16 protein-coding genes are annotated in these 15,840 nt (G+C 37.6%); 3 read left to right on the top strand and 13 right to left on the bottom strand.

What is annotated here, in order from left to right:
- Window positions 1–75: 75 nt before the first annotated feature.
- From L1283_RS06040 to tilS, 7 genes are all read right to left on the bottom strand, one after another.
- Window positions 76–510 (bottom strand): SRPBCC domain-containing protein, encoded by a 435-nt coding sequence (locus tag L1283_RS06040; RefSeq protein WP_286851550.1) that lies wholly within the window; start codon window positions 508–510, stop codon window positions 76–78.
- Window positions 511–765: 255 nt separating this feature from the next.
- On the bottom strand, window positions 766–1,329 hold the full coding sequence (locus L1283_RS06035; RefSeq protein ID WP_088160263.1) for a Crp/Fnr family transcriptional regulator: 564 nt from the start codon (window positions 1,327–1,329) through the stop codon (window positions 766–768).
- An 11-nt stretch (window positions 1,330–1,340) separates the two neighbouring features.
- Window positions 1,341–1,667: a DUF721 domain-containing protein gene (locus L1283_RS06030; RefSeq protein ID WP_070560660.1), complete on the bottom strand. Its 327-nt coding sequence runs from the start codon at window positions 1,665–1,667 to the stop codon at window positions 1,341–1,343.
- A complete protein-coding gene (gene recF, locus L1283_RS06025) occupies window positions 1,660–2,763 on the bottom strand; it encodes a DNA replication/repair protein RecF (RefSeq protein WP_088160262.1) in 1,104 nt (367 codons plus the stop codon). Before recF ends, L1283_RS06030 begins: the two co-directional genes overlap by 8 nt.
- 33 nt (window positions 2,764–2,796) lie before the next feature.
- Window positions 2,797–3,117 carry a DUF4834 family protein gene (locus tag L1283_RS06020; RefSeq protein ID WP_088160261.1) on the bottom strand — a complete coding sequence of 107 codons (321 nt, stop codon included), beginning with the start codon at window positions 3,115–3,117 and terminating at the stop codon, window positions 2,797–2,799.
- Window positions 3,118–3,206: 89 nt separating this feature from the next.
- Window positions 3,207–3,701: a hypothetical protein gene (locus L1283_RS06015; RefSeq protein WP_120333501.1), complete on the bottom strand. Its 495-nt coding sequence runs from the start codon at window positions 3,699–3,701 to the stop codon at window positions 3,207–3,209.
- 144 nt (window positions 3,702–3,845) lie between these two features.
- The gene (tilS, locus tag L1283_RS06010) at window positions 3,846–5,177 is read right to left on the bottom strand and encodes a tRNA lysidine(34) synthetase TilS (protein WP_088160259.1); all 1,332 of its coding nucleotides are present in this window, start codon (window positions 5,175–5,177) and stop codon (window positions 3,846–3,848) included.
- Between the two features lie 54 nt (window positions 5,178–5,231).
- Between tilS and L1283_RS06005 the strand changes: the two genes are divergently transcribed.
- On the top strand, window positions 5,232–7,805 hold the full coding sequence (locus L1283_RS06005; protein ID WP_244294440.1) for an OstA-like protein: 2,574 nt from the start codon (window positions 5,232–5,234) through the stop codon (window positions 7,803–7,805).
- Between the two features lie 162 nt (window positions 7,806–7,967).
- Here L1283_RS06005 and L1283_RS06000 read toward each other — a convergent pair whose 3' ends face one another.
- Window positions 7,968–8,543, bottom strand: a complete 576-nt coding sequence (locus L1283_RS06000; RefSeq protein ID WP_088160258.1) for a non-canonical purine NTP diphosphatase — start codon at window positions 8,541–8,543, stop codon at window positions 7,968–7,970.
- Window positions 8,544–8,744: 201 nt separating this feature from the next.
- Between L1283_RS06000 and L1283_RS05995 the strand changes: the two genes are divergently transcribed.
- Both L1283_RS05995 and L1283_RS05990 read left to right on the top strand, forming a co-directional pair.
- Window positions 8,745–9,356, top strand: coding sequence for a hypothetical protein (locus tag L1283_RS05995; RefSeq protein ID WP_198386031.1), 612 nt, complete (start codon window positions 8,745–8,747; stop codon window positions 9,354–9,356).
- An 89-nt stretch (window positions 9,357–9,445) separates the two neighbouring features.
- Window positions 9,446–10,426, top strand: a complete 981-nt coding sequence (locus tag L1283_RS05990; RefSeq protein ID WP_286852106.1) for an energy transducer TonB — start codon at window positions 9,446–9,448, stop codon at window positions 10,424–10,426.
- A 40-nt stretch (window positions 10,427–10,466) separates the two neighbouring features.
- Here the strand turns inward: L1283_RS05990 and L1283_RS05985 are convergent, their stop codons facing one another.
- The 5 genes from L1283_RS05985 to L1283_RS05965 all read right to left on the bottom strand — a co-directional run bounded on the left by L1283_RS05985 (window position 10,467) and on the right by L1283_RS05965 (window position 15,550).
- Window positions 10,467–11,129, bottom strand: a complete 663-nt coding sequence (locus L1283_RS05985) for a hypothetical protein (RefSeq protein ID WP_232475679.1) — start codon at window positions 11,127–11,129, stop codon at window positions 10,467–10,469.
- A gap of 78 nt (window positions 11,130–11,207) precedes the next feature.
- Window positions 11,208–12,188 carry a deoxyhypusine synthase family protein gene (locus L1283_RS05980; protein ID WP_046674101.1) on the bottom strand — a complete coding sequence of 327 codons (981 nt, stop codon included), beginning with the start codon at window positions 12,186–12,188 and terminating at the stop codon, window positions 11,208–11,210.
- A 173-nt stretch (window positions 12,189–12,361) separates the two neighbouring features.
- Complete coding sequence (locus tag L1283_RS05975) at window positions 12,362–13,834, bottom strand: M56/M15 family metallopeptidase (RefSeq protein WP_088160256.1); 1,473 nt, start codon at window positions 13,832–13,834, stop codon at window positions 12,362–12,364.
- The gene (locus L1283_RS05970; protein ID WP_145327829.1) at window positions 13,827–14,198 is read right to left on the bottom strand and encodes a BlaI/MecI/CopY family transcriptional regulator; all 372 of its coding nucleotides are present in this window, start codon (window positions 14,196–14,198) and stop codon (window positions 13,827–13,829) included. The genes L1283_RS05975 and L1283_RS05970 overlap by 8 nt, the downstream gene beginning before the upstream one ends.
- Before the next feature lie 254 nt (window positions 14,199–14,452).
- A complete protein-coding gene (locus L1283_RS05965; protein ID WP_075991068.1) occupies window positions 14,453–15,550 on the bottom strand; it encodes a mandelate racemase/muconate lactonizing enzyme family protein in 1,098 nt (365 codons plus the stop codon).
- Window positions 15,551–15,840: the final 290 nt, after the last annotated feature.

Below are 15,840 nucleotides of genomic sequence, written 5' to 3'. Positions count from 1 at the left end.
AAGATAACATTCATCGACAAATTTGTTAAATATCGTGTTTATAAATAAACTATACTAACAGATCCCTGTGGAAAGTTAAGAACGATACGCTACCCGTCTTTTTATCGCTATATTGAAAAGTTCAAATCCGCGCTTTGTTTCTATCAGTAGTTTTCCCAGAAAAGGAACCAACAATCCAGAAAACAATTCACCTTGGACAAATCTAACTTGCGTAGCGCCCACTTGCTCTAACCTAAAATAATGCTCGCCATCAAAAATACCTGGAAAGAATAAATCTCCTTTCCAGCGCAGCTCGATATGCTGTTCAATAGACAGGAATTTTGGATTCATTTTGATCTTGAATCCGTTTGGTTGTTCTAAAAGGACTTTGCAGCGTTTTCCGACTACCGGTTGCTTTTCAAACTGTTTGATTGTTGGGCTCCATTGGGAATAAGCCTTAAATTCACTTAATACCTGCCAAACCTCTTCTGCTGTTGCATCAATGAGAATACTCGTTTCAATCTTTTTCATTTTGTACTTTTTATCGCTGAAACGACAAAATAGCTCAAGCTTCTTCAGCTGTCTTCAAATAACGATAAAACGTATGTGATGCTATTCTAGTTTCATCTTAATTTCAATTATTACAGCTACAAACAAACTATTCCAAGCTTATTATGAACCGTATAAATACATAAAATTTTGGTTACGTGTTCGATTAAGCAAGTTGTTCGTTAACAGCTACAAGACAAAACTAGAAAAAGACAGGCAGCTCGCTCTTGACTTTTATCAAGAACTTATTTTTGTTCGAATACGACTCAAGGTTTCTGGGCTCATACCCAACACGGAGGCGATATATTGAAGGGGAACTTGTTGGAATAATAATTTATGTTGTTCAAAGTATTGGACATACCTTTCTTCCGCTGTTAGACAAATAAAATCCGAGATTCGCTGCTCCATGGTACAAAAGCATTTTGCCAAAAAAGCCTTCTCAAATTTATTCCATTCCACAATTTCGGATTCCATTCGCTGGTAATCGGACTTTGACAAACGGTATACCGTACAATCGCTAATGCATTGGAAATTCCATATGGAAGCCCTGTCAAACATGAAAGAAGCAAGATCTGTCACAAAATGATTCCTTGTACCTATCCATTGCGTAAACTCTCCTTTTTTTGACCAAGCATATTGACGGATTAATCCGGATTCTATCACAAACAGATTGGAAGAGTAATCGCCCGCCTTGATCAGATATTCACCTCGTTTTAATTCAATACGCTCGAAGTTTGAGAAAAGTTTTAAGGCACTAGCCTCAGAAATAGGAAAAAAATCTCGAAAGAGTTGATCTAACATGAAAGGAGGTTTTATAAAATCACGACTTCTTCAATAATGACGTGACCTACATATTCATTTACCCTTCCTAGAATTTGTCTTCGCATAAGCGCCAATTCATTCTTAATCACAGCAGACTCCACACGTACGAACAGTTTTTTATCACGAACATATAGCTGCTGTGTGCGATTAGCGATAGCTTTACCAATCAATTGAGGCCAAACAGATGCGATCGAAGTTTCATCAAATTTTCTTCGTAGTTTATAAGCCTCAAGAAGACGCTCAACCCCCTCCTTAATTGTCATATCGTCGCTTGATCGAATGAATTCCAGGCTTTTTTTAGTTTGCTTCTTATACATTGACTTGTCCTCCTTCAATATCAAATATACGAACAGGTCGGCTGATTTCGTCAAAGATTCGCTGAATTCTCACGGAATCCGTATCTGTCAGGAAAATCTGTCCAAAATCATCTTCTGAAACCATTTGCATCAATTTATGTGTACGGCGATCATCAAGTTTATCAAAGATGTCATCCAAAAGAAGTAGGGGCTTAAAACCCTTTTTCTGCTGGAGATAAGAATATTGTGCAAGCTTCAGGGCAATTAGAAAAGATTTTTGTTGGCCCTGAGAACCAAACTTCTTTAAAGGCATTCCACCGTGAATGGTAAAGATCAGATCATCTTTATGTATTCCTTGCGTTGTGCGTTCCAGCATACGGTCACGTTCCAAATTCTTCTCCAAAATATTTAGAAAAGAATCTGTCATTAAAGGCGATTCATATTGTAATTGAACAGACTCTGCATCCTCGGTGAGGAACTGATAGTGTCGGTCAAACTCCGGCTGAAACTCCTCCATAAAAGACCTTCTTTTTTGAAAAATAATATTTCCAACTTCTTCAAGTTGAAAATTGAGAATTTCGATTAGGCCAAGATCCAATACACTGGTTTGACGTGCTTGTTTAAGGAGACTGTTACGTTGGGCTAAAAACTTATTATAAATAATCAGGGTATCTAAATATTTATTATCTGTTTGGGAAATCACATTATCCACAAACTTTCTACGCTCTTCACTCCCATCTGTAACGATGATGCTATCGTTTGGGGATACCATGACCAAAGGAAATAAGCCGATATGATCAGCCAGTCGCGGGTAATCCTTCTTATTTTTTTTAAATTGTTTTTTCTGATTTTTTTTTAGGCTACAAGAAATGAAATCACTAATGGATTCTTTATCAAATTCACCCTGTACCATAAACCAATCATTTCCTGATTTGATATGCTGCGAATCAATTGGATTGAAATAACTTTTACAGAGTGATAAATAGTGAATCGCATCCAAAAGATTGGTTTTACCAACACCATTATTCCCTGTAAACGCATTTACCTCGGGGAGAAATTCCAAAGATGATTCCGAGTAATTCTTGAAATTTAGAACAGAAAGTTGCTTCAGCCACATAGCACAAAGATACGCTATTTGGATTGCTAAAAATTATTTTATTTCCTCAAAATCCACAAACTCACCAGCAGTTTCAGTCCCTTTGCGTTCAGGGCTTTCTTTCGGTGGAATGTAATCGACATGTACCTTACCTTCGGGCTGAGACCTTTTACTTTCCTGTTGCCCTTGACCATTAAATTCATAATAAAAGGTACCACCTGATCCTTGGCTACCGTATGCTCCACCCTGCTGCTGCGCTTTTTTCATCAACTTTTCAGCTGCTTTACGCATTGCAAATGGTAAAAATAATCTAAATAAGAATCTTACTACAAAGTAAACAGCGAATGTAATAAGTATAAATTTTAAAAATGCCATAGTTAATTCGTTGCTATTTTATCAAATTTAACCAATAACTCGATAAACTGTTGTCTTTAAAATGTCAGATAAGAATTTATTAACAAATTTTAAGACTTTCCTAATCGCGCTTTTGTTTCCATAATAATTCGATAGAGCTCTTCCTGGCGCTGTGTACCCAACACGTAGGTAAGACCATCTTTATCTGTTAAAAAAACAGCATTTTTGCCTCCAGCGAAGAATTTAATCTTTCCTTTAGTGTGCAGATTATAAACAGGATTATTGAAAAAGAATGTACTATAAGGCGCCTTTTCTATTTTTGTAATGGAGGCAAGATCGATTTTGACGACTCGAGTAGACCATAGTCCACTAATAAGTATATGGTCTTGAAATACTTCCGTACGAAATAATACCATATACATCATGACAATAGAAGTGATGATAATCCCTACTCCTACAATAAAGAACAATTGGCTCGATATCAAATGGTCTAAATTCAAATAAAATGCCGTAAAACAAAAAAGTACGAGCACTAAACGCACGCTGATCCAAACACGGTCACGACCTAAATATTGATTTTCCGAATAGAGTACACCTTCTTTCATTTACTTAAGATTTAGCTATTAATTTGGAGACTTCGCACCATTGTCTCTTACTATTTGAACTCCTCATTAGTATCATTTTTGCTGCTATAGATTTTGTATCATTCAGGATCCTTCCATCATTTTTAGCAGCAACAATTTTTCTTGCTAATCAGTTCTGCAAACTAAAGTAAGGACTTTTTTTGTATTGGCGGTAATTTTATAACGATTGTCCATGCGATAATTGGCTACCCAAAGGATATCTCCATTTCCATTCACCACGATCGGGATATTTTCCTTTTCAAATAAGCTGATCTTCTTATTGATAAAAAAATCACTCAACTTCTTGCGCCCTTCCATACCTAAAGGATAGAAGCTATCGCCAACTTTCCATGATCGAATCGTGAGCGGGAAAACTAATACATCATAATCCAGCTTTGCAACCTCACTCGCTTTGACAATAGCTAGATCCGCAGAAACATTGGCATGAAAACAATAGTGTTTCCACTCCACAGTTGAAGTTTCGGAAGTGATTAAAGCCTCATCGGGTGAAATAAATTCCTTTTCACGAATAAAAAGTTCATTTCTATCCAGGAGCATATGGTAGGCATCGGATTGAAAAATACGTCCAGACTCTCTTGACCAAGCTTGTTGAAGATCACTTAGTACCGGCTTTGAGAAATTAAAAGCCGAAAACAACTCATAGAGCAAAGGCAGATTATCTATATAGGGTTCCAGATCTTCCTTCCGAACTCCCCATCCTTCGTCAATAGGGTAAAACAGCTTTCTCCGAATGGGCTCCACAAATTGCTGCAACAGCTGGTAAGATTCCTTAAAATGATTGATATTCTGCTCGAAGACCATCTCAAAATCTGGCTGAAGTTTTTTAAAATGTGGGATGATATCAATCCTTATTTTATTACGTGCATATTTTGTTGAAAAGTTGGATTGATCGTCTCGATAAGCAATCCCATACATATTCACGAAATGTTCAATTTCGCTAGCCTTCAGAAAAAGTAGTGGTCGGATGATGCGCTCTCTGATAGGGAAAATACCCTGGAGGCCTTGGAGACCGGTTCCACGTGAAAGGTTCAGGAGTACCGTTTCGATATGATCGTTCAGATGCTGAGCTACTGCAATTCGGTCGAACTGCAGCTCATGTCGCAATTTCTCAAACCAAGCATAACGAAGTTCCCGTGCCGCCATTTGAATCGAAATCTGATGGTCCTTTGCGTAAGCTTGTGTATCAAAGTGCTTCACGTATATTGGCACATTATTTTCCGCTGCAAATTTTCTGACTAGAGCTTCATCCCCTTCAGATTCCGCCCCCCTTAATTGAAAATTGCAATGTGCAATAGCAATTGTATACCCTGCTTTTGCAAATAAATGTGCCATTAACATCGAGTCCTTCCCCCCACTCACCGTAAGCAATATTTTATCATGAGGCATCAACAAATGCTCCTTTTCAATATAGCCCATTAGTCTTTCCAGCACATTCATATAACAAAGTTACGGTATATTTTGTCCGAATGATAAATTCAAGTCTTAAAATTTGTGAAATCCAGTGAAGTAGCAATTAAAATCCATATTTTTGCCCTTGTGAAACAATACATTTATACACTTATTGTATTTATTTTAACTGGCTTGTCGGTCCAAGCACAGAAACAGGATGAACTAAAGCTTCTTTCATCATCCCATATTATTACTGGAAAAGACGGCAATATCCTCTTTTACCGCCCAGTCTATGAACATGTAGGCTCAACGCTATCATCAGATAGTGGCTATTTACACAAAGACAACATTGGTAGACAATTTTTTGAAGCCTTTGGAAATGTAATCATTACTCAACCCGACGGCACGCAGATATTTTCCAATAAATTACACTATGAAGCGGCCATGCAGCTCGCTACACTTACGGGCGCTGTACGAATGGTCAGCACCAGTGGCTCTATACTGACAACCGATCACCTTGTCTATAATATGCGAAGTAAAATCGGTAATTATTACAGTGGTGGGCGTATTCTATCAGGAAGCGATACAATTACAAGCCAGCGAGCTACTTATTTCGAAAATACAGGGGAATCTTATTTCAATCAAAAAGTTGTGGTCCGATCAACCAATGTAAAAGTCTACACGGACTCCATGAAATATAATGGTAATACTCGCATTACTGATTTCTATGGGCCTACCAATATCAAGGGAAATAAAGGGGAAAACCTGTATACTGAAAAAGGCCGATACCATATGGCAACGGGCCAGGCTTATTTCTCTAAAAACAACCTCTACACAGAAGGGACAAAGTTTCTTAAGGGAGACAGCCTATTCTACGATAGACAAGTGGGAATCGGTAAAGCCGTAAAAAATGTGGTCTTTGTTGATACCTTAGACAAATTTTACGCCTATGGTGGATTTGGTTTGTACAACGGGAGAAACGAATCCATTACGATGACAGACAAACCCCTGATCATTTCGGTTGTCAAAAAAGATTCAACACAAAAAGATTCTGTATCTTCTTTGTCTCCTGTCCAACAAAAATCGGAGAAAGAGCTAAAAAATGAAGCGAAAGAATTGAAGAAGATTGAAAAAGAACAACACAAAGATGACCTCAGATCAAATAAAACTACATCGCAAGTTGCTCTAGAAGAAAAGGAACATCCAGGTAAAAATATCAAAAGCGGCAATAATAAACCACTTAAGGCTGATTCACAGGTAGATTCTGTTTTTATGACAGCCGACACGCTCTTCTCACAGATGATATTTCGCCGGGATTATATTGCAAAAGATTTTAAATTGAATCGTGAAGGTGGGGCTATTGAGGATGATAATGAGGTCGATTATGGTGACCAGGATTCCAGCTCAACAACAGTTGATTCCACAGGTACATTAGAAAACATAAAAGATGACCTTCACAAGGGAATCGACAGTTTGCCTAAAAAAGACAGCGGCAAACCGGTTCTTGAAAAGAGCATTAAAAAAGTACAAGATACACTTACAAATAAGAAACCGATTGCAGCAAAGAAAACACCAGCTATTGTCGGTGACCAAAACAAGATAGAAATTGAAAAAAATCTCAAGGCTGATAGTGTATTGCGTAAAAAAGCGATCATCCCGAAAGGCGGTGAATCCGATAAACTGATGGGAGCAGCTTTAAAAAATGCCCAACAGGGTAAACGGGATTCTCTCGCCCAGGATACGGCCAAAACACGGATTATAAAGGCATACTATAATGCCCGATTATTTAAATCGGACTTGCAAGCCGTAGCAGATTCTATGTATTATGGTATGCAAGATTCCATGTTCAGACTGATGGGAAAACCAATGATGTGGGCCGAAAACTCACAAATATCCGGAGATACCATATTCTTACAGGTAAAGAATCAAAAATTGGACAATTCGCTACTCGTCGGTAACGCTTTCATGGTTAACGCAACAAGTGACTCATTGAAATTCAATCAGATTAAAGGTCGGAAGATTACCAGCTTTTTTACCAATAACCGTATGGAACGTCTGTTTGTTGATGGCAACGCTGAAAATATATTCTACAATATTGATGAAAAGACCAATATAACCACTGAGCTTGTCCATGATCGAAGCAGTCGTTTCAAGATCTTGATGGAAGATAATAAGCTGAAGGAATATGTATCTATTCGGAAAGTCGATGGCAAAGTATATCCTATTGCTGAAGTCACGGCCGACAAGGAGTTTCTTCCGAATTTCACCTGGCGCCCCGAAGATCGACCTAAATCAAAAGATGATTTATTAAATCGAAAAAGGGATCTTTCAAAAGCGTCATTTACGGTTCCGGCGGCACCAGAAGGTGAAGAATCTGGAACAATGAAGTCTATTAAAAAAGGCGATAAAACAACTACCCCTCAAAAGGGTGCCGCCAAGAAAGCTGGTGCTAACGAAACGCTCGAGAAAGAAAAAGAGGTGGACGCTACAAACAATAAATCAAGCGCTGTCACCAAAACAGCTAAGCCATCTGAAATAACGGATAAAGCTAACGTTACAAAAACAAGTGTTAAGACCGCAACTGACAAAGTAGCTGCAAAGTCCGACTCAACAACTAGTAAATCGGCGATAATACCTGCACAAGATAGTACACAGACAAAAGTAAAAGCTAAATAACCGGCCAATACTGAGTCGCACAAAAAAGCAGCGCAAAACAAATTGTTTTGCGCTGCTTTTTTGTATTTAAGTTATCTGCTGATCCTATCAGATGTGCTCATTCCCTACCTCAGATAAATGGAAATTTCTATTTTACAACTCAAATGAGTTCCTTAATATAACCTATTTTGTTTTTAGGTATTCAGCAAGTTTACCGACAGCAATCGCGCGATGGCTTATGCTGTTTTTTTCCAGGGCAGTCATCTCCGCAAAAGTTTTATCATAGCCATTCGGAATAAAAATGGGATCATAACCAAAACCATCAATACCCTTGCGTTCTTCAGTAATTTTCCCCTCGATACTTCCTTCAAAAAAGTGCTGCTGCTCATTCAAATATAATGAAATAACTGTTTTGAATCTCGCTGTACGATTGGGGTTATCGCCTAAATTTTTCAGGACAAGATCAATATTCTTTTCCATATCCCTCGATCCGGAATAACGTGCTGAATAAACTCCCGGTTCACCATTTAATGCGTCTATCTCCAATCCCGAATCATCACCAAAGCAATAAAGGCCATATTTATTAACCAAATAGTCTGTTTTCTGCTGTGCATTTTCCTCAAATGTTATACCTGTTTCTGGAATATCATCCTGACAGTCAATATCGTTTAAACTTTTAATGACAAAAGCATCCCCAACGATCGCTTGGACCTCTTCTAGTTTATGGGCATTATTGGTTGCAAACACTAGTTCTAGCATCTTCTTGAAAATAAAGTAAAATCCAAAAGTAAGAAATACTTACGAAACTATGCTATTTATACCTCCCTCCCGAAAAACCCCAATCCTTAATAAAGAATTACAACACGTATTCAGATCCAGCTTCAAATTACTTCGTAATACACATTTGGTAAGAAAAGAATTTTTAATTTATATTTACGCATTATTAACCCACTAACAAAAATGAAAAGTTTAAATGTTGCAATTAAATTAATGCTACTTGTATTGATGGCTATCCCTGCGGTTTCTATCGCACAAAGCTTAAAAGTTCTATCCGGAAATTTTAATTTTTTACAAGATCAGAAAGAGCTAAATGTTCAATTTGATTATACCCCATTAACGTTTTACAATGAGAAAATCTCAGAGGAAGAATATGTCAAAAGAAGGGTAAAGGAGATTTCCGACAGCAAAGGAAAAATGGAAGGAGAAATCTGGAAATCCGATTGGGAACAATCAAAAGCAAATGATTTTCAGAATAAATTCATCTCTTTACTGAACAGAAATGTGAATATCGAAAGCAGCAAAAATCCAAATGCGAAATATACACTTATTGTGCAATCCATATGGATTTACCCAGGATGGTATGCTGGCGTAATGGCACAGGCTGCCAAAGTGAGTACAGTTCTTAAATTTGTTGAAACAGAAAATCCATCGCATGTATTGCTGGAAATAGATAGTGAAAAAGCTCCTGGAAGTGCTTATGGTGGTGTCGCAAACAACAACGATAGAATGGCAGAAGGTTATGCCAAGACAGGTAAATCGCTAGGAAAATTAATCGCAAAGAAGATTAAATAGTACATGTTACATGCGGGCGTGAGCTACGGCTTGCCCCCGTTTGATTTGCTTAGTTTTAAAATAACTTCTGGAGATTAAATATCTTATTTATGAAAAGAGTCTTATTACAATTATTATGTTTATTGCTGTTTGGAATTAGCAAGGCCAACGCCCAATATTATTTGGACGAAACCGGAAATCATACAACAGATATGAACAAAGCCTATTATTCAAGAAAAGTTACTCCCGAATTTAAAGATGGTAAACAGCAATATATTGTTTTGGAAAAATTTGTGAGTAATGATAAAGTCAAAACAAGCGGAATATCGTTGTCCGGTAAGGTACCCTATAATTATATCGGGCATAAAGAGACCTACTACCCAGATGGCATGCCTAAAAGCAAAGAAACATTTAATGCTAAAGGATATTTGATCGATACGGCTTACTATTATTATCCATCTGGAAAAATCCACTTAATAACACTTAATAATGGAACCAATAACATAACTTGGCAATATAATAGTACCACACAATATCTAGCCTATTTTGATTCTTTGGGAATAAGAAAAATTGAAAATGGGAATGGGATTATACATTTTAAAACCGGATTTAAAAATGATTTTGAAGAAGGCCCTTTAGTTAATAACAAGCGTGAAGGTGAATGGCAAGGAAAGAGTACTGATATTATCCCATATACATTCAAAGAATACTATAAAGATGATAATCTGTTATATGGCGAAATGACCAAAAACGATGGAACTATATCACGTTACGATTCTACGAATTATAATATTGACCCGACCTATTCTGAAGGAATAGGGAAGTTAATGCAATTTATCTCAAATAATTATAATTGTCCATCAAAAGCTTTAAAAGCTGGTGCAAGTGGCACAATACTTATTGGCTTTTTTATTGAAAAGGATGGTAGTTTATCTGATTTTAGGATCTTTCAGGACCTCGGATTTGGCACTGGAGATGCAGGAATAGCTGTCATCAAAAAATCGAAGAAATGGATCCCAAGGGTATATAAAGGCGAATCCGTTCGTGTTGCTTACATGTTACCTATTCGGCTTAACCTGCAGAAAGATTGAAGAACCGTCGCAAAAGTTGGAAGTTAATCCCATTTACAAATTATGATACGATAAAAGTTTTAAATTCATTCCAGAACAGCTTCTTTTTATTCACATCAACAAACATCTCTTCAAAACTGAACGTATTAAAAACCGTCGCAATACGGCCTTTCATGTAGGAATTATGTTCAATAAATGGAAGTTTCAAAGACGCGGGTTCCACACCCAACAATATAATCTTAGTCGGTTGGAAAAACTGCATAATACGCTTAAAATCATTCGGGTTATGGGGATTTGCCAAATTGAGTACCGCAACGGTCTCTTTCGTCAATTTCAAAGCACCAATTGTTTTTTCAAAAGCGCCCAATGCGGCTGGAGAAAAATAGGGGTATTGCTCGTAACGCAAAATAAAGAGTATTCCCTGATCCTTATTTCCTTGATATATAAATTCACCACCCAATACCTCCAGATGATTAACAGTATCGCCGTCCCTGCCGGACTCAATAGCTACAGCGGCTTTCTCTGCACCTAAGCCCACCGCCACATACGAGGTATCCTTCATTTCCGATGATGCTTGTACAACAGCTGCTTGCGCATGAGCACTATTCTCCTCCTGTAAAGGATGTGTAGACAGATCGGCTTGAAAATCAAAACCATTACCAAAGATTGTTTCATCCATTAAGGTCTGAAGTGCAACGGGGTTATCTGTTGTAAGATTGCTCATCGGAAAAAGAAATATTAGACAGTAAAGATAAAGAAGAAAAAGGAGCGAAGAATCGCTCCTTTCTGTATGTCAAAAAGATTAATGACCTAAGATATACGAGAAGATTAATGGCGCAACGATCGTCGCATCAGATTCTACGATAAATTTAGGTGTATCAATATCTAATTTCCCCCAAGTGATTTTCTCGTTTGGAACAGCACCAGAGTAAGAACCGTACGAAGTTGTTGAATCTGAAATTTGACAGAAATAAGCCCAGAAAGGTACTTCTTCCCATTCAAGATCTTGATACATCATCGGAACTACACAGATTGGGAAGTCACCAGAAATACCACCTGCGATTTGGAAAAATCCAACACCTTTACCTGCTGAGTTGTTACGGTACCACTCTGTCAAGTAAATCATGTACTCAATACCAGATTTAACAGTACTCGCTTTCAATTTACCTTTGATCACATTGGAAGCGAAGATATTACCTGTCGTTGAATCTTCCCATCCTGGACATACAATTGGTAAATTTTTCTCCGCAGCAGCAACAATCCAAGAATCTTTTGGGTCGATTTCATAATATTGCTCCAACACACCAGAGTTAACAACCTGATAAAGAAACTCATGTGGTAAGTAACGCTCACCTTTAGCCTCAGCAGCATGCCAAACATCTTCAAGATGTTTCTGCAAACGACGGAAAGCTTCCTCTTCCGGAATACAAGTATCTGTAACACGATTATAGTGATTATCCAATAGCTCTCTTTCTTGCTCAGCTGTCAAATCTCTATAATTCGGGATTCTTTTGTAGTGTGAGTGTGCCACAAGGTTCATCACATCCTCTTCCAAATTAGCACCAGTACAAGAAATAAAGTGGACTTTATCTTGACGGATCATTTCTGCCAAAGAAACACCCAATTCAGCGGTAGACATTGCACCTCCCAAAGAGATCAACATTTTTCCACCATCCAATAGATGTTCCTCGTAACCTTTTGCAGCATCTACTAATGCAGCTGCGTTAAAGTGACGGTAATTATGCTCAATAAATTGAGAAATAGGTCCTTTTTGAGTACTCATGATATTTTCTAACTTTTATAAAATAATAAGTATCGCAAAGGTACTGAATATAATCTATTTTCGTCCCAATAGAGATTCAAAACGCGTATAGACCACATTTTTTTAACAAATGTAAAAAAAATGGTATTCCTAGGCTGCGATTATAAACGTGACGCTTCTCCTTCGATCGAAGCTTAGTATTCGAAGCTTTGATCTATTGCATTGGCTAATTTCTGAACAAAATCAGGTTTCACATTTTTATCAATGGCATTGATGTTATCCAGCTCAAGAAGAAGTGCCGGTATTTTAGCACTACGTAAAACAACATGTTTTGTACTGATCTGAGGCCTATTCACCGATAATCCATTTTGGATTAGATTCTGATCTAGGCTAAATGCAAACCTCTGATTATGCTGTTCCAATATATCGTTGGTGACCCCCGATTGGTACAGAATACGAATAGGAAGCTCTTCTCTTGTTTCTACACGATCAAAATGAATGGAAAGCAATAAATCCCCTTCAAAATTGGAACGCTCCTTCAACAATTTAAATTCATCACCTCCACGCGATAATATCACTTTATAGCCTTTATTTTCCAATTCTTGTTTCAAAAGTAAACAGGTTTCCCAGGTCAATGATTTTTCCATCAATCCAGAATATGCCGTTGCACCAGAATCCTTCCCGCCGTGCCCCGGATCCAGGACAATTGTCTTCGTAGTTCTTTCTTTTCCAAAATAAAAGATAGACCAGGAATGCATTGGTGGATTAATAAAAGAGTAAAATAGCAGTAAAAGGCCTAATAAAGGAACGGTCAGCACGTATTGCCATCTTTTCTTTTTAGAGGAAGGTTTTGCCATCATGGCCTGAACCCGTTCAACCAGCTCATGCCTATTGTTAAATAAACTGCTCTGCAATCCAGCAGGACAGGGCTGTTGTGTTAAAGTCAGTAGAAAACGGGCATAGCGGGTGTTACCATATCGATTGGCCAATACCTCGTCAACCTGATATTCATGCACCAAATACAACTGTCTACGCATCCAATAAACAAATGGATTTAGCCAAAAAAGGCAACGAAAAATTTCTATAAACAATTTATCCCGGCGATGTTTAAAAACAATATGCTGGCTCTCATGTTCAAAAATCAATTTTCCATCTGGTGTATCAAGCTGATCTTCTTCCATAACAATTACATGCTGAACTGAACAATTTGCATAATGTCCAAAGGGAGCAACCATCGTAAATCCTTCAAATTTATACTGACTCAGCTGTCCAATACGACGGCCTAAGCGGATATAGCGTAACGCAAATCGGCATAACAAAACAAAAGATACAAGCAGATAACCATAAGCAATGCCATATCCAATCGAAAAGGAATGCCAGAAAGAATCGACCATTTCTGTTTCAGATACGAGATCACCCGAAGCTCCTATCGAATGAGCAACTGTGTTCGATTGTTCAAAAGCGAGCACTGGACTTGTCGGCGAAAGAAATAGTTCGCCCAAACGTACAGTTCCAAATGGCAGAAGCAGACTCAACAAACATAAACCCAGGATAAAATAACGGTTCCATTGAAAAAATGAAAGCTGTCTGAATACCAGAAAATAAAGAACTGCCCCGATTACCAGACTGCAGTTAACTTCAAATAAATAATAAAGTAAGCTATTCATGATCTTCGTGTTTTTTGATGAGTTGTTCTATTTTCTGAATATCCTTCGCCGAAAGCTTCTTTTCTTTTACCATAAAAGACAGTAAGTTTTCAACCGAATCATCAAAATAATGATCGAGCACTCTTGAGAATGATAACTTTCGGTATTGCATCTTCGAAATCAAAGGATAATATTGATAAGTCTTTCCGAAGGCTCTATAACCTACATACTCTTTCTTTTCCAATATTCTTACAATCGAGGAGATTGTATTATAGGGTATGGAACCACTTGGATCCAGATACTCAATAATATCTTTGACAAAGACCTCTTTGAGCTTCCAGATCACCTGCATGACTTCCTCTTCTTTTTTTGTTAATTCTTCCATAATTTGATACGTTGTTTATGCTAACATAAAGCTATAACTTATTTTTCAGTTTTACAACTGAAAAATAAGTTATAAAACTTAAAAATAAGTTTACAGAAGATATTCAATCAAAAAAAAGAAATTAAAACCTACTTTTTCAATAACTTAGAGAAAAACAAATAGGCCGCTACCAAAAAGATAATGATAATAATCAGGACAATAATCTCTTGTGTCCCTATTCCCCAGTTCATACTATTCATAATTTTTTTTCCAATTTAAATGATCCATTTCTCGCATTGATCTAAAAAAGTTTGGTCTATATCTGCCCCGATTCCAATTTGGTCTGAGATATGTATTTTGTATCCGTCATATTGAATACCACCGATAACAGGATCCTCCAGATGGCCAACCATACATGTGTCCAGATCAAAAAACTTGACATTTGGGGCAGCATACGCGAAATGTACCTTAGCAGCCAAAGCCAAGCGAGATTCCAGCATTCCTCCGATCATACAAGTAATGCCGTATTCCGCAGCAATATGATTAATTTTTAAGGCCTCTTGAATACCTCCTGATTTGGAAAATTTAATATTGATATAATCGCAAGCATCAGCTTTACAGAGACGCTCTGCGTCATGGTGAGAATAAACAGATTCATCCGCCATCACGGGAACAATAGTTTCTGTGCGCAATTGCGGTAAATATTCGTCATCCCAGGTACGCATTGGTTGCTCACAAAATTGTATCTTAAAAGGTTCTAGCCCCTGCAAAGCTTCTATTGCCCCCGCATAAGACCAGCCTTGATTTGCATCCACGCGAATAGGCATTTCGAATCCAACAGCCTTACGTATTTCACGAATACGCGCAATATCCGTTTTTGGCTCCTTCCCCAGTTTAACTTTAAACATGACCGCACCTTCGTCCTGTAAACGCTTTGCCTTCAGCGCCATCTCTTCCGGAGACGCAATTCCTAAAGTGATATCTGTCGTAATTTCTCGTTTCGTTCCCTTTAGAAACTGATAAAGCGGTAGACCAGCATGTTTGGCGGCCAAGTCATACAAGGCCATATCAAAAGCCGATTTGATCGTTTTGTTACCGGCAATATACAAATCCAATTCAGCCAAACGCTCTTCTATGGCCAAAGGATCGCGCCCCTTCCAGATCTTTGCAAAATCTCTAGCCAGAACTAAGCAAGTATCTTGTGTTTCTCCAACGATCATCGGAAAGGCAGAACATTCGCCCACACCATATATATTGGCATCGGTATATATACGTATAAAAGTATTTTGCGCATAGTCCATTGTCCCTGTCGCAATGACAAAAGGTTCCATAGGAATGCTTAGTCGATAAATTTCAATTTCAGTTATTTTCATCTCATTCTCTTTAGTTAAGCCATGTCGATACAGCATAAAAGGATATGCAATACTTTGCCTAATTTATATATATTCTCGCAATCTTGGGATGCTTTTTCCATATCGCACAAAAAAATATTGCCAAATGTTGCATTATTCAGCTACGCATCAAACTGTATTAACAGCCACGAATACCAAATACAATATCAGCAACAAAACACTTCAAAAGAAATGATAAAATCAAATTAAACACATTTTCATTAGAATATTTACAATATTTACGTTTTTTATTCCTATATTAGCAATGTATA

Origin of the sequence: Sphingobacterium sp. HSC-15S19, assembly GCF_050433745.1 — a bacterium.
In the GTDB taxonomy this organism is placed as follows: Bacteria; Bacteroidota; Bacteroidia; order Sphingobacteriales; family Sphingobacteriaceae; genus Sphingobacterium; species Sphingobacterium siyangense.
This window is presented reverse-complemented; position numbering and strand designations above follow the sequence as displayed.

What these genes read in the sequence shown, in the direction of transcription:
- L1283_RS06040 (WP_286851550.1), bottom strand. Translation starts at nt 510, where the DNA reads ATGAAAAAGATTGAAACGAGTATTCTCATTGATGCAACAGCAGAAGAG.
- L1283_RS06035 (WP_088160263.1), bottom strand. Translation starts at nt 1,329, where the DNA reads ATGTTAGATCAACTCTTTCGAGATTTTTTTCCTATTTCTGAGGCTAGT.
- L1283_RS06030 (WP_070560660.1), bottom strand. Translation starts at nt 1,667, where the DNA reads ATGTATAAGAAGCAAACTAAAAAAAGCCTGGAATTCATTCGATCAAGC.
- recF (WP_088160262.1), bottom strand. Translation starts at nt 2,763, where the DNA reads ATGTGGCTGAAGCAACTTTCTGTTCTAAATTTCAAGAATTACTCGGAA.
- L1283_RS06020 (WP_088160261.1), bottom strand. Translation starts at nt 3,117, where the DNA reads ATGGCATTTTTAAAATTTATACTTATTACATTCGCTGTTTACTTTGTA.
- L1283_RS06015 (WP_120333501.1), bottom strand. Translation starts at nt 3,701, where the DNA reads ATGAAAGAAGGTGTACTCTATTCGGAAAATCAATATTTAGGTCGTGAC.
- tilS (WP_088160259.1), bottom strand. Translation starts at nt 5,177, where the DNA reads ATGAATGTGCTGGAAAGACTAATGGGCTATATTGAAAAGGAGCATTTG.
- L1283_RS06000 (WP_088160258.1), bottom strand. Translation starts at nt 8,543, where the DNA reads ATGCTAGAACTAGTGTTTGCAACCAATAATGCCCATAAACTAGAAGAG.
- L1283_RS05995 (WP_198386031.1), top strand. Translation starts at nt 8,745, where the DNA reads ATGAAAAGTTTAAATGTTGCAATTAAATTAATGCTACTTGTATTGATG.
- L1283_RS05990 (WP_286852106.1), top strand. Translation starts at nt 9,446, where the DNA reads ATGAAAAGAGTCTTATTACAATTATTATGTTTATTGCTGTTTGGAATT.
- L1283_RS05985 (WP_232475679.1), bottom strand. Translation starts at nt 11,129, where the DNA reads ATGAGCAATCTTACAACAGATAACCCCGTTGCACTTCAGACCTTAATG.
- L1283_RS05980 (WP_046674101.1), bottom strand. Translation starts at nt 12,188, where the DNA reads ATGAGTACTCAAAAAGGACCTATTTCTCAATTTATTGAGCATAATTAC.
- L1283_RS05975 (WP_088160256.1), bottom strand. Translation starts at nt 13,834, where the DNA reads ATGAATAGCTTACTTTATTATTTATTTGAAGTTAACTGCAGTCTGGTA.
- L1283_RS05970 (WP_145327829.1), bottom strand. Translation starts at nt 14,198, where the DNA reads ATGGAAGAATTAACAAAAAAAGAAGAGGAAGTCATGCAGGTGATCTGG.
- L1283_RS05965 (WP_075991068.1), bottom strand. Translation starts at nt 15,550, where the DNA reads ATGAAAATAACTGAAATTGAAATTTATCGACTAAGCATTCCTATGGAA.